Here is a 16,971-nt window from a genome sequence, read left to right on the forward strand (position 1 = left end):
TCTGGCATCACAATTCGGATTTAACGAACAAATAGATGGACCGTTTCGAGACGATGCGGGTGTTCACCCGGGTGGTGGAGCGGCGCAGCTTTACGGCGGCGGCGGCGGATCTCGGCCTGCCGCGTTCGACCGTGACCGATGCCGTCAAGCAGATCGAGGCGCGGCTCGGCGTGCGGCTGCTTGAGCGCACCACGCGGCTGGTGCGGCCGACGCTGGACGGCGAGGCCTATCACCGGCGCTGCCTGACGCTGATCGCCGATCTCGAAGACGCCGAAAGCGCGTTCTGCGGCGCCAAGCCGAAAGGGCCGTTGCGGGTGGATATGAATGGCACGCTGGCGCGCAATTTCGTGCTGCCGCATCTGCCGGACTTTCTCGCCGAATATCCTGATATCCAGCTCTATCTCAGCGAGGGCGATCGGTTGGTCGACCTGATCCGTGAAGGCATCGACTGCGTGGTACGTGTCGGCGAGCTTCGCGACAGCGATATGGTGGCGCGGCGGCTGACCATGATGGACGAAGTCACCTGCGCCGCGCCGTCCTATCTCGCGCGCACCGGCGTGCCTTTGTCCATTGATGCGCTCAAAGGTCATCGCATGGTCGGCTATCACTCGTCGGCGACGGGCGCGGTGCTGCCGCTTGAATTTCAGGACGACGGCGCGTTGCGTTATGTCACGTTGCCGGTTGCGATCACGGTGAACAGTGCCGATAACTACGCGGCGATGGCGAAACTCGGATTCGGTCTGGTGCAGGTGCCGCGTTATCGGGTCAAGAGCGAACTCGCCGGTGGCACGCTGGTGGAGGTATTGCCGCAACATCCGCCGACGCCGTCGCCGGTGTCGTTGCTCTATCCGCGCAACCGCCAGCTCTCGCCGCGGGTGCGCGTGTTCATGGACTGGCTGACGCGTGCTTTTGCGCGCGACCTCATTTAATGAAACCTGCGATGGCTCCTGTTTTTCGCTTAGCGCCCAGCCCCAATGGTTATCTGCATCTCGGCCACGCCGCTTCGGCGCTGCTGAATTTCGATCTGGCGCGCGAGGCCGGTGGCCGGTTGCTGCTGCGGATCGAGGATATCGATGTCACGCGCTGCCGGCCGGAATTCGAGGCGGCGATCTACGAGGATCTCGCCTGGCTCGGTATCGCCTGGGAGATGCCGGTACGGCGACAGTCGCAGCATTTTGCCGACTACCGCGCCGCGACCGAGCGGCTCGCCGCCATGGGATTGCTCTATCCGAGCTTCGAGAGCCGCACCGAGATCGCGCGCATGATCGCGGCCGAAGAAGCGAAAGGCTCATGGCCGCGCGATCCCGATGGTGCGCCTCTCTATCCAGGCATTGCCAGATCGTTGTCGCCGCAGGCCGTCGCCGAACTCAAACAGGCAGATGCCCCGATGGCGCTGCGGCTCGATATGGCCAGAGCCATTGCGGCCAGCGGTCCGCTCACATGGACCGAGCGGGGGGCGGGTCCGGGCGGCGAGACGGGAGCCGTTGTCGCGCAGCCAGGTGCGTGGGGCGATGTGATCCTGGCCCGCAAGGAGACGCCGACCAGCTATCATCTCTCGGTTGTCCTCGATGATGCGCTGCAGGGAGTGACCCATGTGGTGCGCGGCCAGGATCTGTTCTGGTCGACCAGCGTGCACCGGCTGCTGCAGCAGCTGCTCGGCCTGCCGCAGCCGGTCTATCGGCATCATCCGCTGGTGCGCGATACAGCTGGCGCCAAACTGTCCAAATCGACCGGCTCCACCAGCCTGCGTGAGTTGCGGGCGCAAGGCGCTACACCGGCGGATATCCGCCGCATGGTCGGGCTGCCTGACCCGGCCGCCGCAAGTTAGCCGCAAGCGCGCCGCAAGAAATTCGCAAGCTGGACCAGACCCGCGGCGTGACTCCGCGCGCCTCGCCGTGGCATGGTGCCGCCGGGACGGGTGGGCAACATATGGCGCTGACATCGCGCTCTCCGCGCAAGATGCGGACGCGCACCAAGCAAACGCTGAAAAAACGCGTGGCCAAGAAGCGTGCGGTAAAGAAGCTTGCATCGAAGCCGCGCGCCAAGCGCAGATCCGCGCGTGCCGATACGATGGTGGAAACCGCGCTGGCGGTGTTTGCCCATGAGGTGCGCACGCCGCTGACCGGCATTCTTGCGGTCAGCGATCTGCTGGCCACCTCCGATCTCGACGAGCGTGAGCGGCGCTGGGTCGAGACGATCAAGGCTGGCGCCGAACATCTGGCGGGTCTCGCGACATTGTTCGTCGATGCGGCGCGCAGCAGTAAATCCAGATTCGAACTGCGGCAGGATTTCTTCGATCTGCGCGCGCTTGCCCGCAACATCGGCGACTCGCTCGCGGGCCGCGCGGCTGCCAAGGGACTGCTGTCGCGGGTCGCGATCTCCGACAGACTGCCGGTGTTTGTGATCGGCGATCCCGTGCGGCTGCGCGCGGCGCTGGAAAATCTGATCGACAATGCGGTGAAATTCACCGAGCAGGGCAATGTCGCGCTGAAAGTTTCGCCCGTGCGCATGGCGGGCAAGGTCGGCGTATCCTTCACCGTCTCCGATAGCGGCATCGGTCTCACGCTGGCGGAGATCAAGCGGCTGTTCAAACCGTTCTCGCAGGCCAATGTGTCGATCGCATCGCGTTTTGGCGGTGCCGGCCTCGGTCTGTCGTCGGTCAAACAACTCGCCCGCGCCATGGGTGGCGACATCACTGTGGCGCAGAGCCGCGGTGGTGGCACAGTGTTCACGCTGACGGTCGGCCTCGACAAGACGAGCGGTCCGATCGCCATCATGTCGAGCGCCGATGATGCTGCTTTTGCGCCGGGAGACGCGCTGCGGGTGCTGAGCGTTGAGGACAATCCGTTTGGTCGCGTCGTGCTCAATGCCATTCTCACCGAACTCGGTCATCAGGCCGAGTTCATCGGTCGCGGCGAAGCAGCGGCGGAGCGCGTTGGGCAGGGCACGTTCGATGCGGTGCTCATGGACATGGTGCTGCCGGGTATCGACGGCGTCGAGGCGATCCGGCAGATCCGTGCGCTGAAGGCGCCGCATGGCCGCGTCGCGATCATTGGGGTGTCCGGTCGCAGTGAAGACGAAGCCGCATCGCGTCAGGCGGGCGCCGACGCGTTTCTGATCAAACCGGTGTCTCCGCGGGCGCTAGCGACTGCGCTGCTTGAAGCGAGACGCCGTGGGGCAGCCGCGACTTGATGATGGCGGCATTGAGTTCGCCGCCGAATACGAAGATCGCCGCAATGAAATACAGAAACACCAGCGCGATGATCACCGATGCCAGGCCTGCATACATGGTGACATAGTTGTTGGCGAAGCGCGCCAGATAAAGACCGAAGCCGATACCCGAGGCCAGCGACGCCAGCATCGTGAAGATGATGCCCGGCAGGATCTGACTGAAGGTGCGGCGGCCTGCCGGCAGCCACACATGCAGTATGAACAATGCGATCACCATGGCGACGATGGTGATGCCGTAACGCGCCACCGTCAGCAGCCGCTCGTTGTTCTCCACCATCAGCGGCACATAGCGCCGTACGATTTCCAGCATCAGCGGGCCGAGCACGATCAGGAACGCCATGGCGAGCGCAGTGACGGCAGCGACCAGCGTGTAGCCGATCGACTCCAGCCGCAACCAGTACCAGCGCCGCAGCTCGATCACCGAGTATGCGCGGTTTAGTGCGACGCGCAGGCTCTCCACGCCGTTGGAGGCGAAATACACTGCGAGCACGAGACCGATGGTCAGCGCATCACCGCGGGTGGTGGTCAGCACGTCGTGGATCTGCGAGGACAGGGCGCCGGCCACCTGATCGGGCCAGACCTCCAGCAGCAGGCCGACGGCCTGATCGGCGAGGTTCTTGGAGCCGAAAAAGCCGGCCAGCGAGGCCAGCACGATCAGGAACGGAAACAGCGCCATCAGGGTGGAGAGGGCGATATGGCTGGCGATCGCCCAGCCATCATCGGCAAGAAACGTATAGAAGGCGTCCATCACGACATCGTAGACGGTGCGTATCTGCCCCACGTGCCACCTGGTTCGGGATCGGCCCGGCAAATCACCGGCCCTCATGTTAGCTTCTGATATCTAACGCGAAAAAGCCAGATCGTTGCATTGCGGCGCGCGCGTAACCGCTGTGCCATTTTGACGGTCGGCGATAGCGCAGCCTGTGGCGCAGTGTTATGTAGCCGATATGACATCAACGCTCAGCAACATTATCCTCCCCATCGCGGTCGGCGCCGTTGCGCTGGTGCTGCTGCTTGGCCTGTTCAACATGATGCGCGGCGGCTCGCCTGATCGCTCGCAGAAGCTGATGCGGTGGCGCGTGGTGCTGCAATTCGTCGCCATTATCCTCACCATGGCCACCGTCTGGGCGATGGGCCGCTGACGCAAATTCCTTAACTGGCGCTGGATCAATTCGATGGTCGTTCTCAACCGCATCTACACCCGCACTGGCGATGACGGCACGACAGCTCTCGGCACCGGCGAGCGTCGACCGAAATACGATCTCCGCGTCAGCGCCTATGGAACCGTGGATGAGACCAATGCCGCGATCGGCGTGGTGCGATTGCATCTCGCCCATGCGCGGTCCCTAGATGCGATGCTCGGGCTGATCCAGAACGATCTGTTCGATCTCGGGGCCGATCTCGCGGTTCCGCAGCGCGAGGGTAAGGCCGAGCGGCTGCGCCTGCTGGCGAGTCAGGTCGAGCGGTTGGAGAACGATATTGACATGCTCAACGCGCCGCTGGCCGATCTGACCTCGTTTGTTTTGCCTGGCGGAACTCCAGCCGCCGCTCACCTTCATGTCGCCCGGACGATCTGCCGCCGTGCGGAACGGATCATAGTGGAACTCGCCGCTCAGCCCGATGAGCCGGTCTCGGATGCTGGTATTCAGTATATGAACCGGCTCTCGGACTTCCTGTTCGTCGCCAGCCGCTCGCAGAACGACAATGGCGCCGGCGATGTGCTCTGGGTGCCCGGCCAGAACCGGTAATTTCGGCTAAATCGGCTGGCCTAGAGACATTCGATTTTAGGGTCTGGCGCGTTGACCCCGTGTGGCAGGAGCTTTAGGTTCCGCGCCCAAGCTTCCGAGCAAGCTCTGAAACAATAAAACTCACACGAAAGAGGATCGATGAAGGTTCTGGTCGCGGTCAAACGGGTGGTCGATTACAACGTCAAGGTTCGCGTCAAGAGCGACGGATCGGGCGTCGAACTGTCCAACGTCAAGATGTCGATGAATCCGTTCGATGAAATCGCTGTCGAGGAAGCCCTGCGCCTGAAAGAGGCCGGCAAGGCAACCGAAGTGGTGGTGGTGTCGATCGGTCCCGCACAGGCGTCCGAAACCCTCCGCACCGGCCTCGCGATGGGCGCGGACCGTGGCATCCTCGTCAAGGTTGACGGCACCGTCGAGCCGCTCGCCGTGGCGAAGATCCTCAAGGCCGTCGCCGATGAGGAAAAGCCGGGCCTGGTCATCCTCGGCAAGCAGGCGATCGACGACGACGCCAACCAGACCGGCCAGATGTTGGCCGCGCTGCTCGGCTGGCCGCAGGCGACCTTCGCCAACAAGCTCGTCATCGAGGGCGACGACGTCACCGTGACCCGTGAAGTCGATGGCGGTCTGCAGACCGTCAAGCTCAAGGGACCGGCGATCGTGACTACCGACCTTCGTCTGAACGAGCCGCGCTACGCATCGCTGCCGAACATCATGAAGGCGAAGAAGAAGCCGATCGACGAGAAGACCGCCGATGGTTACGGCGTCGATATCTCTCCGCGTCTCGAGATCATCAAGACCAGCGAACCGGGCGGCCGCAAGGCCGGCGTCAAGGTCAAGGACGTCGCCGAACTGGTATCGAAACTCAAGACTGAAGCCGGGGTGCTCTAATGCCGACATTGCTGCTTGCCGATCACGACAACGCCACCCTGAAGGATTCCACCAACAAGGCGCTTACCGCCGCGACCCAGATCGGCGGCGAGGTGCATATCCTCGTTGCCGGCCAGAATGCGAAGCCGGCCGCGGAAGCTGCCGCCAAGCTGCAGGGCGTCACCAAGGTGCTGCTCGCCGACGACGCCTCTTATGCCCACGATCTCGCCGAGCCGCTGGCCGCACTGATCGTGTCGCTGGCGCCCGCCTATGACGTGCTGATCGCCGCTGCGACCACGCGCTCGAAGAACGTGATGCCGCGCGTCGCCGCCCTGCTCGACGTGATGCAGGTGTCGGAAATCACCAAGGTGATCGCGCCCGACACCTATGAGCGTCCGATCTATGCCGGTAACGCGATCCAGACCGTAAAGTCCAAGGACGCCAAGAAGGTCATTACGGTGCGTACCTCGACCTTCGGTGCAGCCGGTGAAGGCGGCAGCGCGGCGGTGGAAGACGCCAAGACGGCCGAGAATCCCGGTTTGTCGACCTTCGTCGGCGAGGACATGGCCAAGAGCGATCGTCCGGAGCTGACCTCGGCGAAGATCATCGTCTCCGGTGGCCGTGCCATGCAGAGCCGCGAGAACTTTGCCAAATACATCGAGCCGCTCGCCGATAAGCTCGGCGCCGGTGTCGGCGCCTCGCGCGCCGCGGTGGATGCCGGTTATGCCCCGAACGACTGGCAGGTCGGGCAGACCGGCAAGGTCGTGGCTCCGGAGCTGTATATCGCCATCGGCATTTCCGGCGCGATCCAGCATCTCGCCGGCATGAAGGACTCCAAGGTGATCGTCGCGATCAACAAGGACGAAGACGCGCCGATCTTCCAGGTCGCCGATTACGGCCTGGTCGCCGACCTCTACCAGGCCGTGCCGGAGCTGACCGAAGCACTCGGCAAGTAGAGGCCCGGCAGGCAAGGATTTGGCAAATAAGGCCTTGCTGAATTAGGGCTTTGCGCCTCAATTAACGACATCGGCCGGAGTGACTGACTCCGGCCGATATTTTATGTAAAGATAGCTTTCCGAACGCGGCATGCGCGGGCGGCGTGTTCCCAGAGATGACAAGCAAGATGGCGGTTATGATCAAGAAAGTCGGCGTGATCGGCTCGGGCCAGATGGGCAATGGCATTGCGCATGTGGCTGCATTGGGCGGCCTCGAAGTTGTGCTGAACGATGTCTCTGCCGACCGCCTGAAGTCTGCCATGGCGACGATCAACGGCAACCTGTCGCGTCAGGTGTCGAAGAAGGTCATCACCGAGGATGCACGCAAGGCCGCGCTGGATCGCATCACCTCGTCGGACACGATGGACGGCCTTGCCGATTGCGATCTCGTGATCGAATCCGCCGTCGAGAAGGAAGAGATCAAGCGCAAGATCTTCCACGATCTCTGCGCCGTGTTGAAGCCGGAGGCAATCATCGCCTCCAATACATCGTCGATCTCGATCACGCGCCTCGCCGCGTCGACCGACCGTCCCGAAAAATTCATCGGCATTCACTTCATGAATCCGGTGCCGTTGATGGAGCTGGTCGAACTGATCCGCGGCATTGCCACCGATGACGCGACCTTCGATGCGTCCAAGGACTTCGTCACGAGGCTCGGCAAGCAGATCGCCGTCTCGGAAGATTTCCCGGCCTTCATCGTTAATCGTATTCTTTTGCCGATGATCAACGAGGCGATCTACACGCTGTATGAAGGCGTCGGCAATGTCGAAGCCATTGATGCTGCGATGAAGCTCGGTGCGCATCACCCGATGGGCCCGCTCGAACTCGCCGATTTCATCGGCCTCGATACGTGTCTGTCGATCATGCAGGTGCTGCATGAAGGCCTTGCCGACTCCAAGTATCGGCCGTGCCCGCTGCTGGTGAAATATGTCGAAGCAGGCTGGCTCGGTCGCAAGACCCAGCGCGGTTTCTACGACTACCGCGGCGAGAAGCCGATTCCGACGCGCTAAGCTTCGCGCGCTGTCCGTTACAGTAAGACTTCGTCATGGCCGGACTTGTCCCGGCCATCCACGTTTTTGTGGCCAGCGAAATAAGACGTGGATGCCCGCGACATCCAGCGAAGCCGCGCCTCGCGCGGGCATGACGGAGCGCCTGGCTAGATGAGAGCCCGCATCAGGCTCACCGTCGCCGGCACCATCCCGACGATCATCGCCATGCCCATCCCGACTCCGCACAGATGCGCCATCAATGTCTCGCGCTGCGTAATCATGTCACGTACTGCGCCACGCCATGGCCGAACGACCAGTTCTCCGGCAGCACCTCGACGAGGTTGATGAAGACGTCTTCGGGCCGCAGGCCCGGCCTGTCAGTCAGCTTCTCGACGATCCGTTTGTAGAGCGCCTGCTTCTGCTCACGCGGACGGGTGTTACTCACCGTCAGCTGGATGATGACCAGGTCATCGGTCCGGCGAATGCCGAGATAATTCGGATCATAGATGAAAGTGCCATCCTCGTGCTCCGAGATGGTGACGAAACGGTCGCCCTCCGGGACGTTGAAGGTCTCGCGCAGCGCCTGATAGACGCCTTCGGCGATTGCCTCCCGATAGGCGGCGGGCTTGCCCTTCTTCAGTGAAATGCGAACCAGCGGCATGGTGGTCTCCTGTCGTTCAAATCCGATGCAGCAAACCTAATCCCATATTGATCATTGGAAAATCGTATGAAATAATATTTCAATGATGTCATATTGAAATGATTGGCCGATGAAAGCGCTCGATATCGAGGCCGTGCAGGCCTTCGTGCTGGTGGCCGATCTCACCAGCTTCACCCGCGCCGCCGAGGCGATGGGAAGCACGCAGTCGGCGATCAGCCTGAAGATCAAGCGGCTGGAAAGCGGGCTGGGCAAGCGCCTGCTGGAGCGAACGCCGCGGTTGGTGCGCCTGTCGGCGGAGGGGGCGGCTTTTCTGGCCTCCGCGCGAAATCTCGTCGCGGCGCATCAGTCGGCCATTGGCTCATTCGCCGCGGAGCGGCGGCGTCTCGTGGTGGGGATCAGCCATCATCTCGTCGGCGCCGATCTTGCCGACGTGTTGAAACGCATGAGCGCGACCGATCCGTCCCTGGTGATCGAATTGCGGATCGAGTCATCGCGGGTCCTGCTGTCAGCCTATGACGCTGGCGATCTCGACGCGGCGATCGTGTTGCGGGTTGACAGGCGACGTGGTGACGGCGAGGTCTTGATGGAAGAACCATTTGGCTGGATGGGCACACTGGATTTTCGGCACGCGCCCGGTGAGCCGCTGCGACTCGCGGCGCAGTCCGCGCCATGTACGGTCCGTTCGGCGGCGATTGCGGCGCTCGATGGGGCTGGCATTCCGTGGACTGAAGCCTTCGTTGGCGGCGGTGTTGCGACCATCGGCGCGGCGATCTCCGCTGGTCTCGCTGTTGGTGCGCTGGTCCGCCGTGTTGCTCCCGCTGGCAGCATCGATCTCGGTCCGCGCCTCGGTCTGCCGAAATTGCAGGATGCCGAGACGATGCTGCATTCGAGCCTCACCGATGCGCGGGCGCGCGGCGCGCTGCGCACGCTGGGTGCGGCATTCCGAGCCAATGCCGGCTGATTGTTGCACGAGGTCAACATTCGTTAACCCCGCATCGCTATACCGGCGGTACGACGTTACGGAGTGTTTCTGATGGATATGGCTTTGGTTGCCAGCGCGCTTGCCATGAAGGCAGCGGGAACGCAGCAGCAGATTTCGACCTCGATCATGAAGTCGAATGCCGACATGGAAAAGAACACTGTGCTCACGCTGCTCGGTGGCGCACAGCAGGCCTCCCAGGCCAATCTCGGCGCGGGCGTCGGCGGCAATCTCGATATCGCCGCTTAAGGCGCTGTCGAATCTGGCCGCTCGCCGCTGGATGCAGCAGTCAGTGTCGCGCGAAAATGGCTCGGCGGCGCGCCAATGATGCGCTTGAAGGCGCGGCTGAACGCGGCTTCCGATTCATAGCCAAGCCGGCGTGCGACGACCGCGATCTTTAGGCGGTCGCGAACGAGCCACTGTTTTGCTTCCTGCATCCGCAATTGCGCGACGTAACGGGCCGGTGTCTGGCCGACGACATTGGCGAAGCGCAACGCAAATGCCGAGCGTGATGCATGCATGACGTTGGCCAGCGCCTCGACGGTCCAATCCCTGGTCGGATCGCGATGGATCGCGGCGAGAACCCGCCCGATACCGGGATCACGTGCTGCTGCGACCCAACCGGCAGAGCCGCAGCCCTTCTCCACCCAGTTGCGGATCAGTGCAGCGGCGACAACATCGGCCAGCCGCGTCAGCATGCCGCCGGCACCGACGCGATCCAGCGCCAGTTCGGACGTCATGGCCTCAAGCAGATGCGGGATGGCGGGCTCGTCGGTGGCCAGTTCGTGCATCTGCATCAGCTCAGGCATCATCAGAAGTAACGGATGCTGGCTGTCGAGGTTGAAGGTCATGCCGGCGCCGAACAGCACGGTTTCTTCGCCATTTCTGTTGCCGCCGCTGCAGGTGTCGAGGATGCCGCAGCACACCGGTTCGAACTGGCAATTCTCGACCGGTGCCGGGAAGGCATCGGGTGAACTCGCCAGCGCATGTTCCGCGCCGCGCGGCAGCAAGACCGCATCACCTGGTTCAAGGCGGACCCACGCGTTATCCAGAGTTCGCAGCCAGCAGCCGCGTTCGGCGACGAAGTGGAATTGCGCCTTCGGCCGTGCCGGGAATACCAGCCCCCACGGTTCGGTCATGCGGCAGCGGACGTAATCGACGCCCTCAATCTTCAAGCCCCGGAGCATTTCAGTCAGGGGGTGAGTGGCGACAGTTGTGGACGAATGATCAAGCATTGAGGGTTTTCTAGCATGGAAACTCCAGGAGGTCACCTCCATCTCCGGGGTCCCTGCTGGAGACTGCCATGACTGATTCCGCCACTGCTGCACTTGATGCCGATGTTTCTCCCGTAACCACTGAGCGGACGGACGCGGCTTGGGCGGCTGTTGTCTCCTTGATGCTTGGCGCGTTCAGCCAGGTCACGGCTGAATTCCTGCCCGCCAGCCTGCTCACGCCGATCGCCACGGATCTCGGGGTCTCGGTTGGCGCTGCCGGGCAGGTGGTGACGGCGACCTCCCTTGTCGGGATCATCGCCGGACTTGCGACGGCCATTGTGACACGCGCCATGGATCGTCGCGTCGTCCTGTGGTCGCTCACAGTGCTGCTGATCGTGTCCAATCTGCTGTCAGCTACCGCAAGCAACCTGCCGATCCTGTTGCTTGCCCGCGTGCTGCTCGGCATCAGCCTCAGCGGCTTTTGGGCAATGGCAACGGCCACAGCGATGCGACTTGTTCCGGCGGAGGCGCTGCCGCGCGCGATCTCGCTGATTTTCAGCGGCGTTTCGATCGCCACCGTCAGCGCTGCGCCCATCGGTGCATATCTTGGCGATCTCTGGGGCTGGCGGAACGTGTTCTTGCTGGCGGCCGCTGTCGGCGCCGTCGTGCTCGTCTTTCAGGTGCTGACGCTGCCGCGCTTGCCGCCGCTCACATCACCGGATGTGCGCACGCTGTTCGTGCTGATGCGTCGGCCCAGTGTCCGGCTTGTGATGATCGCAATCGCCGTCAGTATCTCGGGCCACTTCGCCGGCTTCACTTACGTCCGGCATTTCCTCGAACAAGTGCCGCAGCTTCCGGTCACTGCGATCTCGCTCGTCCTGCTGGCTTATGGCGTTGGCGGTTTCTTCGGCAATTTCGCGGGCGGGGTGCTTGTCGCCCGCAGTGCGAAACTTGCGATCGTCACGGGATCTGCGGCGATCGCCGTGCTCGCGCTGGTGCTGTTTGTCTTTGGCGCTTCGGGCCTTGTCGCGGGCATCGCGGTTGGTCTCTGGGGTTTTGCCTTCGGCGTGCTGCCGGTTGGCTTCCAGACATGGATGGTGCGGGTCGCATCGGACGAAGCTGAATCTGCGGGGGGCCTGCTCGTGTCGGCTTTCCAGGTCGCGATCACGGTTGGCGCAGTCGTTGGCGGCATTCTGGTCGACGGTTTCGGCCCGTTCGGTGCCGTTGGTTATCTCGCAGCGGCGACACTGGCGGGCGCGCTGCTCGTATTGCTGTCGCGCAGCGGCGGCGAAGTGCCGGCCTGAAGCGCGAAGGGAGGCAGCAGCCTGCTGCCTCCCGGCTTCTCTTACGCGACCGGTGTGATCCAGCCGATCCCGGCACCGCCGGGCTGCAGCAGGATTGCGAGCCGGCCGACATCGGGAATGTCGAATACCGGCCGCATCAGCGTCGCGCCGGCCGCGACAGCTTTCTGCACTCTGATATCGACATCGTCGACCGCGAGATACGGCATCCAGCCATCGGGGACATTCTCGTAGCCCGGGCCTTCCGCGTGGAAGATGCCGCCGACCGGCACATTGTCCATCATGGCGATCCAGTAGATGCCGCCGCCCGCCAGCTTCTTGGCCTGATAGGTCCAGCCGATGGTCTCCTGATAGAAGGCTTTCGCGCGCTCGGGATCGCGCGTCACGAATTCATTCCAGTTGAAATGACCGTGCGGCGTCATGGCGTCCTCCGTTGTTGCGTCAGACTGAAACCAGCGTCTTGAAGCCACCATAGATCATGCGCTTGGCATCGAACGGCATCGCCTTCGGATCCATCATCTTGGCGAGGCGCGGATCCTTCATCACTTTGGCGTTGATGCGGTCGCGATCTTTGCGTGTCTTGTAGATGATATAGGAAAACACAACGGTCTCGTCGGGTTTCAGTTTCACGCTGCGCGGGAACGATGTCCATTTGCCGACGCTGACGTCATCGGCGACACATTCCTGATAGTCGAGTGCGCCGTATTCGCGCCAGATTTTGCCGGCCTTGCGCGCGATCGCGGCATAGGCTTTCAGCTTCTTCTTCGGCACCGGAACGAGGAATCCGTCGATATAGGCCATTGGTCGTTTCTCCCTGCTGTCATGCGTCGGCGCCGGGCGCGCGTGGCCCGGTTGTTTTCAAGACGAACGCAATTGCGTTCATCCGACAGCATTCTGGAGAATTTTGCGATCCGCGCAGGCGGCCGTATGTCGCAGTTGTCTGTGCCGTGGTCTTCAGAAACTGGCCGCGGCGGGCCTCACCGCCGCTTTCAGCAGCTTGATGGCGTCTTCGCTGTCCCATTCGGCGGGGCCGGCGATGGTCGCGATCTCGCAGCCCTTGCCGTCGACCAGCACGGAGGTTGGCATACCCAGTGCGCGGCCGATGCCCTTGAGGTCCTGGAACACCTTGGCCGAGGTGTCGGTGAAATAATCCAGCCGGTTGAGGCCACCGTCTTTCAGAAAGGCCTTCGGCTTCTCGGCGTCGCGGGTGTCGATATTGATCGCCACGACCTGGAAATCCGGGCCGCCGAGTTTGGTCTCGAGGTTGTTCAGGGCCGGCATTTCCTTGCGGCAGGGCACGCACCAGGTGGCCCACAGGTTCACCAGCACCGTCCGGCCGCGCCAGTCGGACAGTTTCTTCTCCTGGCCGTCGGCATCCCTGAAAGCGAGGTCCGGCAGTTTCAGCGGCGTCCTGGCCATGGTCAGGCCGGCGACTTCGCCGCGCGCCAGCGGCTCGATCTTCTTCGACAGTGCGATGGCCGGCGCGCAGGTCGGATCGCCCGGCGCAGCCTGCTGCCGCAGCCGATCCATATTGGAGACCGCGGTAAAGCCGATCACGGCGCCCACGAGCACCGCGCCGAGCACGATCAGGCGGCGTTTGGCCGGACGGGGGGCAGGCTGGTCGGGCATAGGGTTTGTCATTCGGTCTCAGTTAGGGCTATGCAACGGTTGGCGACGGACGATCCGTCGGCTGCGGTTAAAGATGAGTGACAATTCATGGCTTCGCGCAAGGGCAACGGCAAGTCCAGCAATGACGGTAAGGGCTCCAACGTGAGCAACAAGATGTGGGGCGGGCTGTTCGATGAAAGCCCCGACGCCATCATGGAGGAAATCAATGTCTCCATCGACGTCGATCGCCACCTCTATGCCCAGGACATTACCGCGTCCAAGGCCCATGCTGCGATGCTTGCCAGGCAAGGGATTATCACCGCGAAAGATGCGAAAAATATCGCAGGCGGTCTAGACACGATCCTGTCAGAGATCACCAAGGGGGCGTTCACATTCAAGCGTGCGCTCGAAGACATTCACATGAATGTGGAGAGCCGGCTCGGCGAGCTGATCGGCCCGGCCTCCGGCCGCTTGCACACCGCGCGTTCGCGCAACGACCAGGTCGCGACCGACTTCCGTCTGTTCGTGCGCGATACGATCGACGAGATCGATGCGGCCTTTGCGTCGCTGCAGCGGGCACTGGTCGATCGTGCGTTGGAGCATGCCGACACGGTCATGCCCGGCTTCACCCATCTGCAGACCGCGCAGCCGGTGACCTTCGGTCATCATCTGCTGGCCTATGTGGAAATGGTGTCGCGGGATCGCGGCCGCTTCGCCGATGCGCGCAAGCGCCTCAATGAAAGCCCGCTCGGCGCCGCTGCGCTGGCCGGTACCTCATTCCCGATCGATCGCCATGCCACAGCCAAGGCGCTGGGCTTCGATCGCCCGATGGCGAATTCGCTCGATGCGGTGTCGGACCGCGATTTCGTACTCGAGACGCTGTCGGCGGCTTCGATCGCGGCCGTGCATCTGTCGCGCTTCGCCGAGGAGATCGTGATCTGGACCTCGCCGCTGGTTGGTCTCGTCAGGCTTTCGGACAAGTTCACCACCGGCTCCTCGATCATGCCGCAGAAGCGCAATCCGGATGCCGCCGAACTGGTCCGCGCCAAGACCGGTCGCGTGATCGGATCGCTCACCGGATTGTTGATTGTCATGAAGGGCCTGCCGCTGGCCTATCAGAAGGACATGCAGGAGGACAAAGCGGGCGCGATGGAAGCCTATTCGGCGCTATCGCTGGCGATCCGCGCGATTGCCGGCATGGTCCGCGATCTCGTGCCCAATGAGGAGCGCATGAAGCTTGCTGCCGGCGAGGGCTATGCCACCGCCACCGATCTGGCGGACTGGCTGGTACGGACGCTGAAAATGCCGTTCCGCGAGGCGCATCACGTCACCGGCCGGATCGTCGGCATCGCCACCAAGAAGGGCGTGGCGTTGCATGAGCTCGACCTGAAAGAGATGCAGGCGGTGGAACCGAAGATCACCGCAGAGGTGATGAAGGTGCTGTCGGTGGAATCCTCGGTGAAGAGCCGGGTCAGCTATGGTGGCACGGCGCCGAAGAATGTGACGTCGCAGGCGAAGGCCTGGCTCAAGCGACTGGAAAAAGAGCGGAAATTGGGCTGAGCGGGCATGGCGTGCGAAAATTCAATGGATTTCGGGGTCTCGCCAGAGCGCAGCAATCTTTGTATGGTGCGCCCGCATTTGGGGATTTAGCTGTGACTCGTCCGACCCGCCCTGCGTCCGCGCGATGGGCCATTCTCGTTCTGACCGTTTCTGCTTTGGCGCTGGCTGGCTGCGGCCGTAAAGGCGGCCTCGATCTGCCGCCACAGGCGTCCGCGCAGCCGATGGGCACCGGCGCTCCGGCAGCGGATCCCGATGCACAGTCGGCTGCCAGCAAGGGCAGGGACGTGTTCGCGCCCTCGAACGGTGTTGATGAGGGCCCGCCGGCGGCGACCCGTGGTCGCAAGAAGCCGTTCCTGCTCGATCCGATCCTGGACTAACTCGCCATGCGCCATTTCGACTATCGCAACGGCGTGCTGCACGCCGAAGGCGTTGATATTGCCGAAATGGCGGATGCCGTCGGCACGCCATTCTATTGCTATTCCACCGCGACGCTGGAGCGGCACTACCGCGTCTTTACCGAGGCCTTTGCCGATACCAAGGCCCTCGTCTGTTACGCCATGAAGGCGAATTCCAACCAATCGGTGCTGCGCACGCTGGCGAAGCTTGGCGCTGGCGCCGACGTGGTCTCCGGTGGCGAATTGAAGCGCGCGCTGGCCGCCGGCATCCCGCCGAAGAAGATCGTGTTTTCCGGTGTCGGCAAGACCGCGGACGAGCTGCGGTTGGCGCTCGATGAGGACATTCTCTGCCTCAATATCGAGTCGGAGCCCGAACTCGAAATGCTGTCGGCCATCGCCGGCGAGACCGGCCGTACGGCACGGATTTCGATCCGCGTGAATCCCGATGTGGACTCCGGCACCCACGCCAAGATCTCCACCGGCAAGTCCGAAAACAAGTTCGGCATCCCCATCAGCAAGGCACGCGAGGTCTATGCCCGCGCTGCGAAGCTGCCGGGGATTGAGGTCACCGGCGTCGACATGCATATCGGCAGCCAGATCACCGATCTCGCCCCGATGGAGCAGGCATTTCGCATCCTGGCTGATTTCGTCACCGTGCTGCGCAACGACGGCCACACGATTTCGCATGTCGATTTCGGCGGCGGTCTCGGCATCCCCTATTACGAGGACCGCGCCGCACCGCCGGAGCCGATGGCCTATGCGGCCATGGTCAAGCGTGTGACGCATAATCTCGGCTGCACGCTGATGTTCGAGCCCGGCCGCATGATCGTTGGCAATGCCGGCATTCTCGTCGCGCGCGTCATCCATGTGAAGCATGGCGACGGCAAGACATTCGTCATCATCGACGCTGCCATGAACGATCTGATCCGGCCGACTTTGTACGAGGCCTACCACGAGATTCTGCCGGTGGCGGCGCCCGCACCCGGTGCGAAGCTCGCGGCCGTTGATGTGGTCGGCCCGGTCTGTGAAACCGGTGATTATCTGGCGCTGGACCGCAAGCTGCCGGAGCTGAAGTCCGGCGATTTGCTCGCGATCATGACCGCCGGTGCCTATGGCGCCGTGCAGGCGGGAACCTACAACACCCGCGCGCTGGTCCCGGAAGTGCTGGTGAAGGACGATCAGTATGCGGTGGTCCGCCCGCGGATCGAGGTCGAGGAGCTCATCGCCATGGACAAGGCCGCGCCTTGGCTGTGAGGCGGTGATTTTACCTCTCCCCGCTCTGCGCGGGGAGAGGTCGCCGCTCCTTCGCGGCAGGTGAGGGGCGGGGCACGGGGCTCTCTTCAAGCTCAAGCGCAGGTAGGCGGATCTCGAAGAGCCCCTCACCCCACCCTCTCCCCGCAAGAGCGGGGCGAGGGAACGCACG

General features: G+C 62.9%; 20 protein-coding genes. 14 read left to right on the forward strand and 6 right to left on the reverse strand.

Annotated elements, in window-relative coordinates:
• Window positions 1–35 precede the first annotated feature (35 nt).
• The 3 genes from AB8A23_RS08410 (at window position 36) to AB8A23_RS08420 (ending at window position 3,192) form a co-directional block, all read left to right on the forward strand.
• The gene (locus tag AB8A23_RS08410; RefSeq protein WP_093757408.1) at window positions 36–929 is read left to right on the forward strand and encodes a LysR family transcriptional regulator; all 894 of its coding nucleotides are present in this window, start codon (window positions 36–38) and stop codon (window positions 927–929) included.
• An 11-nt stretch (window positions 930–940) separates the two neighbouring features.
• A complete protein-coding gene (gene gluQRS, locus AB8A23_RS08415) occupies window positions 941–1,828 on the forward strand; it encodes a tRNA glutamyl-Q(34) synthetase GluQRS (RefSeq protein ID WP_439059916.1) in 888 nt (295 codons plus the stop codon).
• Between the two features lie 101 nt (window positions 1,829–1,929).
• Entirely contained in the window at window positions 1,930–3,192 is a 1,263-nt protein-coding gene (locus tag AB8A23_RS08420; RefSeq protein WP_439059915.1) for an ATP-binding protein, read from the forward strand.
• Here the strand turns inward: AB8A23_RS08420 and AB8A23_RS08425 are convergent.
• A complete protein-coding gene (locus AB8A23_RS08425) occupies window positions 3,119–3,979 on the reverse strand; it encodes a YihY/virulence factor BrkB family protein (RefSeq protein WP_210269064.1) in 861 nt (286 codons plus the stop codon). The genes AB8A23_RS08420 and AB8A23_RS08425 overlap by 74 nt on opposite strands.
• A gap of 199 nt (window positions 3,980–4,178) precedes the next feature.
• On the opposite strand from AB8A23_RS08425, the gene AB8A23_RS08430 reads away from it, so the two are divergent.
• The 5 genes from AB8A23_RS08430 (at window position 4,179) to AB8A23_RS08450 (ending at window position 7,851) form a co-directional block, all read left to right on the forward strand.
• Window positions 4,179–4,373, forward strand: coding sequence for a twin transmembrane helix small protein (locus tag AB8A23_RS08430; protein ID WP_068730376.1), 195 nt, complete (start codon window positions 4,179–4,181; stop codon window positions 4,371–4,373).
• 33 nt (window positions 4,374–4,406) lie between these two features.
• The gene (locus AB8A23_RS08435) at window positions 4,407–4,979 is read left to right on the forward strand and encodes a cob(I)yrinic acid a,c-diamide adenosyltransferase (RefSeq protein WP_089267625.1); all 573 of its coding nucleotides are present in this window, start codon (window positions 4,407–4,409) and stop codon (window positions 4,977–4,979) included.
• Window positions 4,980–5,117: 138 nt separating this feature from the next.
• Window positions 5,118–5,867 carry an electron transfer flavoprotein subunit beta/FixA family protein gene (locus tag AB8A23_RS08440; protein ID WP_093757405.1) on the forward strand — a complete coding sequence of 250 codons (750 nt, stop codon included), beginning with the start codon at window positions 5,118–5,120 and terminating at the stop codon, window positions 5,865–5,867.
• Window positions 5,867–6,802 carry an electron transfer flavoprotein subunit alpha/FixB family protein gene (locus AB8A23_RS08445; protein ID WP_089267623.1) on the forward strand — a complete coding sequence of 312 codons (936 nt, stop codon included), beginning with the start codon at window positions 5,867–5,869 and terminating at the stop codon, window positions 6,800–6,802. The genes AB8A23_RS08440 and AB8A23_RS08445 overlap by 1 nt, the downstream gene beginning before the upstream one ends.
• A gap of 167 nt (window positions 6,803–6,969) precedes the next feature.
• Window positions 6,970–7,851 (forward strand): 3-hydroxybutyryl-CoA dehydrogenase, encoded by an 882-nt coding sequence (locus AB8A23_RS08450; protein ID WP_089267834.1) that lies wholly within the window; start codon window positions 6,970–6,972, stop codon window positions 7,849–7,851.
• Window positions 7,852–8,107: 256 nt separating this feature from the next.
• On the opposite strand, the gene AB8A23_RS08455 is transcribed toward AB8A23_RS08450, so the two are convergent.
• The gene (locus tag AB8A23_RS08455; RefSeq protein WP_439059914.1) at window positions 8,108–8,491 is read right to left on the reverse strand and encodes a tautomerase family protein; all 384 of its coding nucleotides are present in this window, start codon (window positions 8,489–8,491) and stop codon (window positions 8,108–8,110) included.
• A gap of 109 nt (window positions 8,492–8,600) precedes the next feature.
• Between AB8A23_RS08455 and AB8A23_RS08460 the strand changes: the two genes are divergently transcribed.
• Together AB8A23_RS08460 and AB8A23_RS08465 are read left to right on the forward strand one after the other, a co-directional pair.
• Window positions 8,601–9,452, forward strand: a complete 852-nt coding sequence (locus tag AB8A23_RS08460; RefSeq protein ID WP_439059913.1) for a LysR family transcriptional regulator — start codon at window positions 8,601–8,603, stop codon at window positions 9,450–9,452.
• Window positions 9,453–9,524: 72 nt separating this feature from the next.
• Window positions 9,525–9,719: a putative motility protein gene (locus AB8A23_RS08465; RefSeq protein ID WP_089267620.1), complete on the forward strand. Its 195-nt coding sequence runs from the start codon at window positions 9,525–9,527 to the stop codon at window positions 9,717–9,719.
• On the opposite strand, the gene AB8A23_RS08470 is transcribed toward AB8A23_RS08465, so the two are convergent.
• Window positions 9,716–10,705 (reverse strand): AraC family transcriptional regulator, encoded by a 990-nt coding sequence (locus AB8A23_RS08470; RefSeq protein WP_439059912.1) that lies wholly within the window; start codon window positions 10,703–10,705, stop codon window positions 9,716–9,718. The two genes, AB8A23_RS08465 and AB8A23_RS08470, sit on opposite strands and share 4 nt — an antisense overlap.
• A gap of 68 nt (window positions 10,706–10,773) precedes the next feature.
• Here AB8A23_RS08470 and AB8A23_RS08475 point away from each other — a divergent pair, with 68 nt between their 5' ends.
• Entirely contained in the window at window positions 10,774–11,988 is a 1,215-nt protein-coding gene (locus AB8A23_RS08475) for an MFS transporter (protein WP_309942803.1), read from the forward strand.
• A gap of 41 nt (window positions 11,989–12,029) precedes the next feature.
• On the opposite strand, the gene AB8A23_RS08480 is transcribed toward AB8A23_RS08475, so the two are convergent.
• The 3 genes from AB8A23_RS08480 to tlpA form a co-directional block, all read right to left on the reverse strand.
• The gene (locus AB8A23_RS08480) at window positions 12,030–12,407 is read right to left on the reverse strand and encodes a VOC family protein (protein ID WP_439059911.1); all 378 of its coding nucleotides are present in this window, start codon (window positions 12,405–12,407) and stop codon (window positions 12,030–12,032) included.
• 19 nt (window positions 12,408–12,426) lie between these two features.
• A complete protein-coding gene (locus AB8A23_RS08485) occupies window positions 12,427–12,786 on the reverse strand; it encodes a DUF1428 domain-containing protein (protein ID WP_089267616.1) in 360 nt (119 codons plus the stop codon).
• 153 nt (window positions 12,787–12,939) lie between these two features.
• On the reverse strand, window positions 12,940–13,614 hold the full coding sequence (tlpA, locus tag AB8A23_RS08490) for a thiol:disulfide interchange protein TlpA (RefSeq protein ID WP_439059910.1): 675 nt from the start codon (window positions 13,612–13,614) through the stop codon (window positions 12,940–12,942).
• A gap of 141 nt (window positions 13,615–13,755) precedes the next feature.
• Between tlpA and argH the strand changes: the two genes are divergently transcribed.
• From argH to lysA, 3 genes are all read left to right on the forward strand, one after another.
• Window positions 13,756–15,153, forward strand: a complete 1,398-nt coding sequence (argH, locus tag AB8A23_RS08495) for an argininosuccinate lyase (protein WP_093758146.1) — start codon at window positions 13,756–13,758, stop codon at window positions 15,151–15,153.
• 92 nt (window positions 15,154–15,245) lie between these two features.
• Window positions 15,246–15,530: an LPS translocon maturation chaperone LptM gene (lptM, locus tag AB8A23_RS08500; protein ID WP_439059909.1), complete on the forward strand. Its 285-nt coding sequence runs from the start codon at window positions 15,246–15,248 to the stop codon at window positions 15,528–15,530.
• A gap of 6 nt (window positions 15,531–15,536) precedes the next feature.
• Window positions 15,537–16,802, forward strand: a complete 1,266-nt coding sequence (gene lysA / locus AB8A23_RS08505; protein WP_439059908.1) for a diaminopimelate decarboxylase — start codon at window positions 15,537–15,539, stop codon at window positions 16,800–16,802.
• The last annotated feature ends 169 nt before the right edge of the window (window positions 16,803–16,971 follow it).

This window comes from Tardiphaga sp. 619_E2_N8_4 (assembly GCF_051810905.1).
In the GTDB taxonomy this organism is placed as follows: Bacteria; Pseudomonadota; Alphaproteobacteria; order Rhizobiales; family Xanthobacteraceae; genus Tardiphaga; species Tardiphaga robiniae.

Excerpts from the sequence above, each read along its gene's own strand:
- AB8A23_RS08410 (WP_093757408.1), top strand. The coding sequence starts at position 36 with ATGGACCGTTTCGAGACGATGCGGGTGTTCACCCGGGTGGTGGAGCGG.
- gluQRS (WP_439059916.1), top strand. The coding sequence starts at position 941 with ATGGCTCCTGTTTTTCGCTTAGCGCCCAGCCCCAATGGTTATCTGCAT.
- AB8A23_RS08420 (WP_439059915.1), top strand. The coding sequence starts at position 1,930 with ATGGCGCTGACATCGCGCTCTCCGCGCAAGATGCGGACGCGCACCAAG.
- AB8A23_RS08425 (WP_210269064.1), bottom strand. The coding sequence starts at position 3,979 with ATGGACGCCTTCTATACGTTTCTTGCCGATGATGGCTGGGCGATCGCC.
- AB8A23_RS08430 (WP_068730376.1), top strand. The coding sequence starts at position 4,179 with ATGACATCAACGCTCAGCAACATTATCCTCCCCATCGCGGTCGGCGCC.
- AB8A23_RS08435 (WP_089267625.1), top strand. The coding sequence starts at position 4,407 with ATGGTCGTTCTCAACCGCATCTACACCCGCACTGGCGATGACGGCACG.
- AB8A23_RS08440 (WP_093757405.1), top strand. The coding sequence starts at position 5,118 with ATGAAGGTTCTGGTCGCGGTCAAACGGGTGGTCGATTACAACGTCAAG.
- AB8A23_RS08445 (WP_089267623.1), top strand. The coding sequence starts at position 5,867 with ATGCCGACATTGCTGCTTGCCGATCACGACAACGCCACCCTGAAGGAT.
- AB8A23_RS08450 (WP_089267834.1), top strand. The coding sequence starts at position 6,970 with ATGGCGGTTATGATCAAGAAAGTCGGCGTGATCGGCTCGGGCCAGATG.
- AB8A23_RS08455 (WP_439059914.1), bottom strand. The coding sequence starts at position 8,491 with ATGCCGCTGGTTCGCATTTCACTGAAGAAGGGCAAGCCCGCCGCCTAT.
- AB8A23_RS08460 (WP_439059913.1), top strand. The coding sequence starts at position 8,601 with ATGAAAGCGCTCGATATCGAGGCCGTGCAGGCCTTCGTGCTGGTGGCC.
- AB8A23_RS08465 (WP_089267620.1), top strand. The coding sequence starts at position 9,525 with ATGGATATGGCTTTGGTTGCCAGCGCGCTTGCCATGAAGGCAGCGGGA.
- AB8A23_RS08470 (WP_439059912.1), bottom strand. The coding sequence starts at position 10,705 with ATGCTTGATCATTCGTCCACAACTGTCGCCACTCACCCCCTGACTGAA.
- AB8A23_RS08475 (WP_309942803.1), top strand. The coding sequence starts at position 10,774 with ATGACTGATTCCGCCACTGCTGCACTTGATGCCGATGTTTCTCCCGTA.
- AB8A23_RS08480 (WP_439059911.1), bottom strand. The coding sequence starts at position 12,407 with ATGACGCCGCACGGTCATTTCAACTGGAATGAATTCGTGACGCGCGAT.
- AB8A23_RS08485 (WP_089267616.1), bottom strand. The coding sequence starts at position 12,786 with ATGGCCTATATCGACGGATTCCTCGTTCCGGTGCCGAAGAAGAAGCTG.
- tlpA (WP_439059910.1), bottom strand. The coding sequence starts at position 13,614 with ATGCCCGACCAGCCTGCCCCCCGTCCGGCCAAACGCCGCCTGATCGTG.
- lysA (WP_439059908.1), top strand. The coding sequence starts at position 15,537 with ATGCGCCATTTCGACTATCGCAACGGCGTGCTGCACGCCGAAGGCGTT.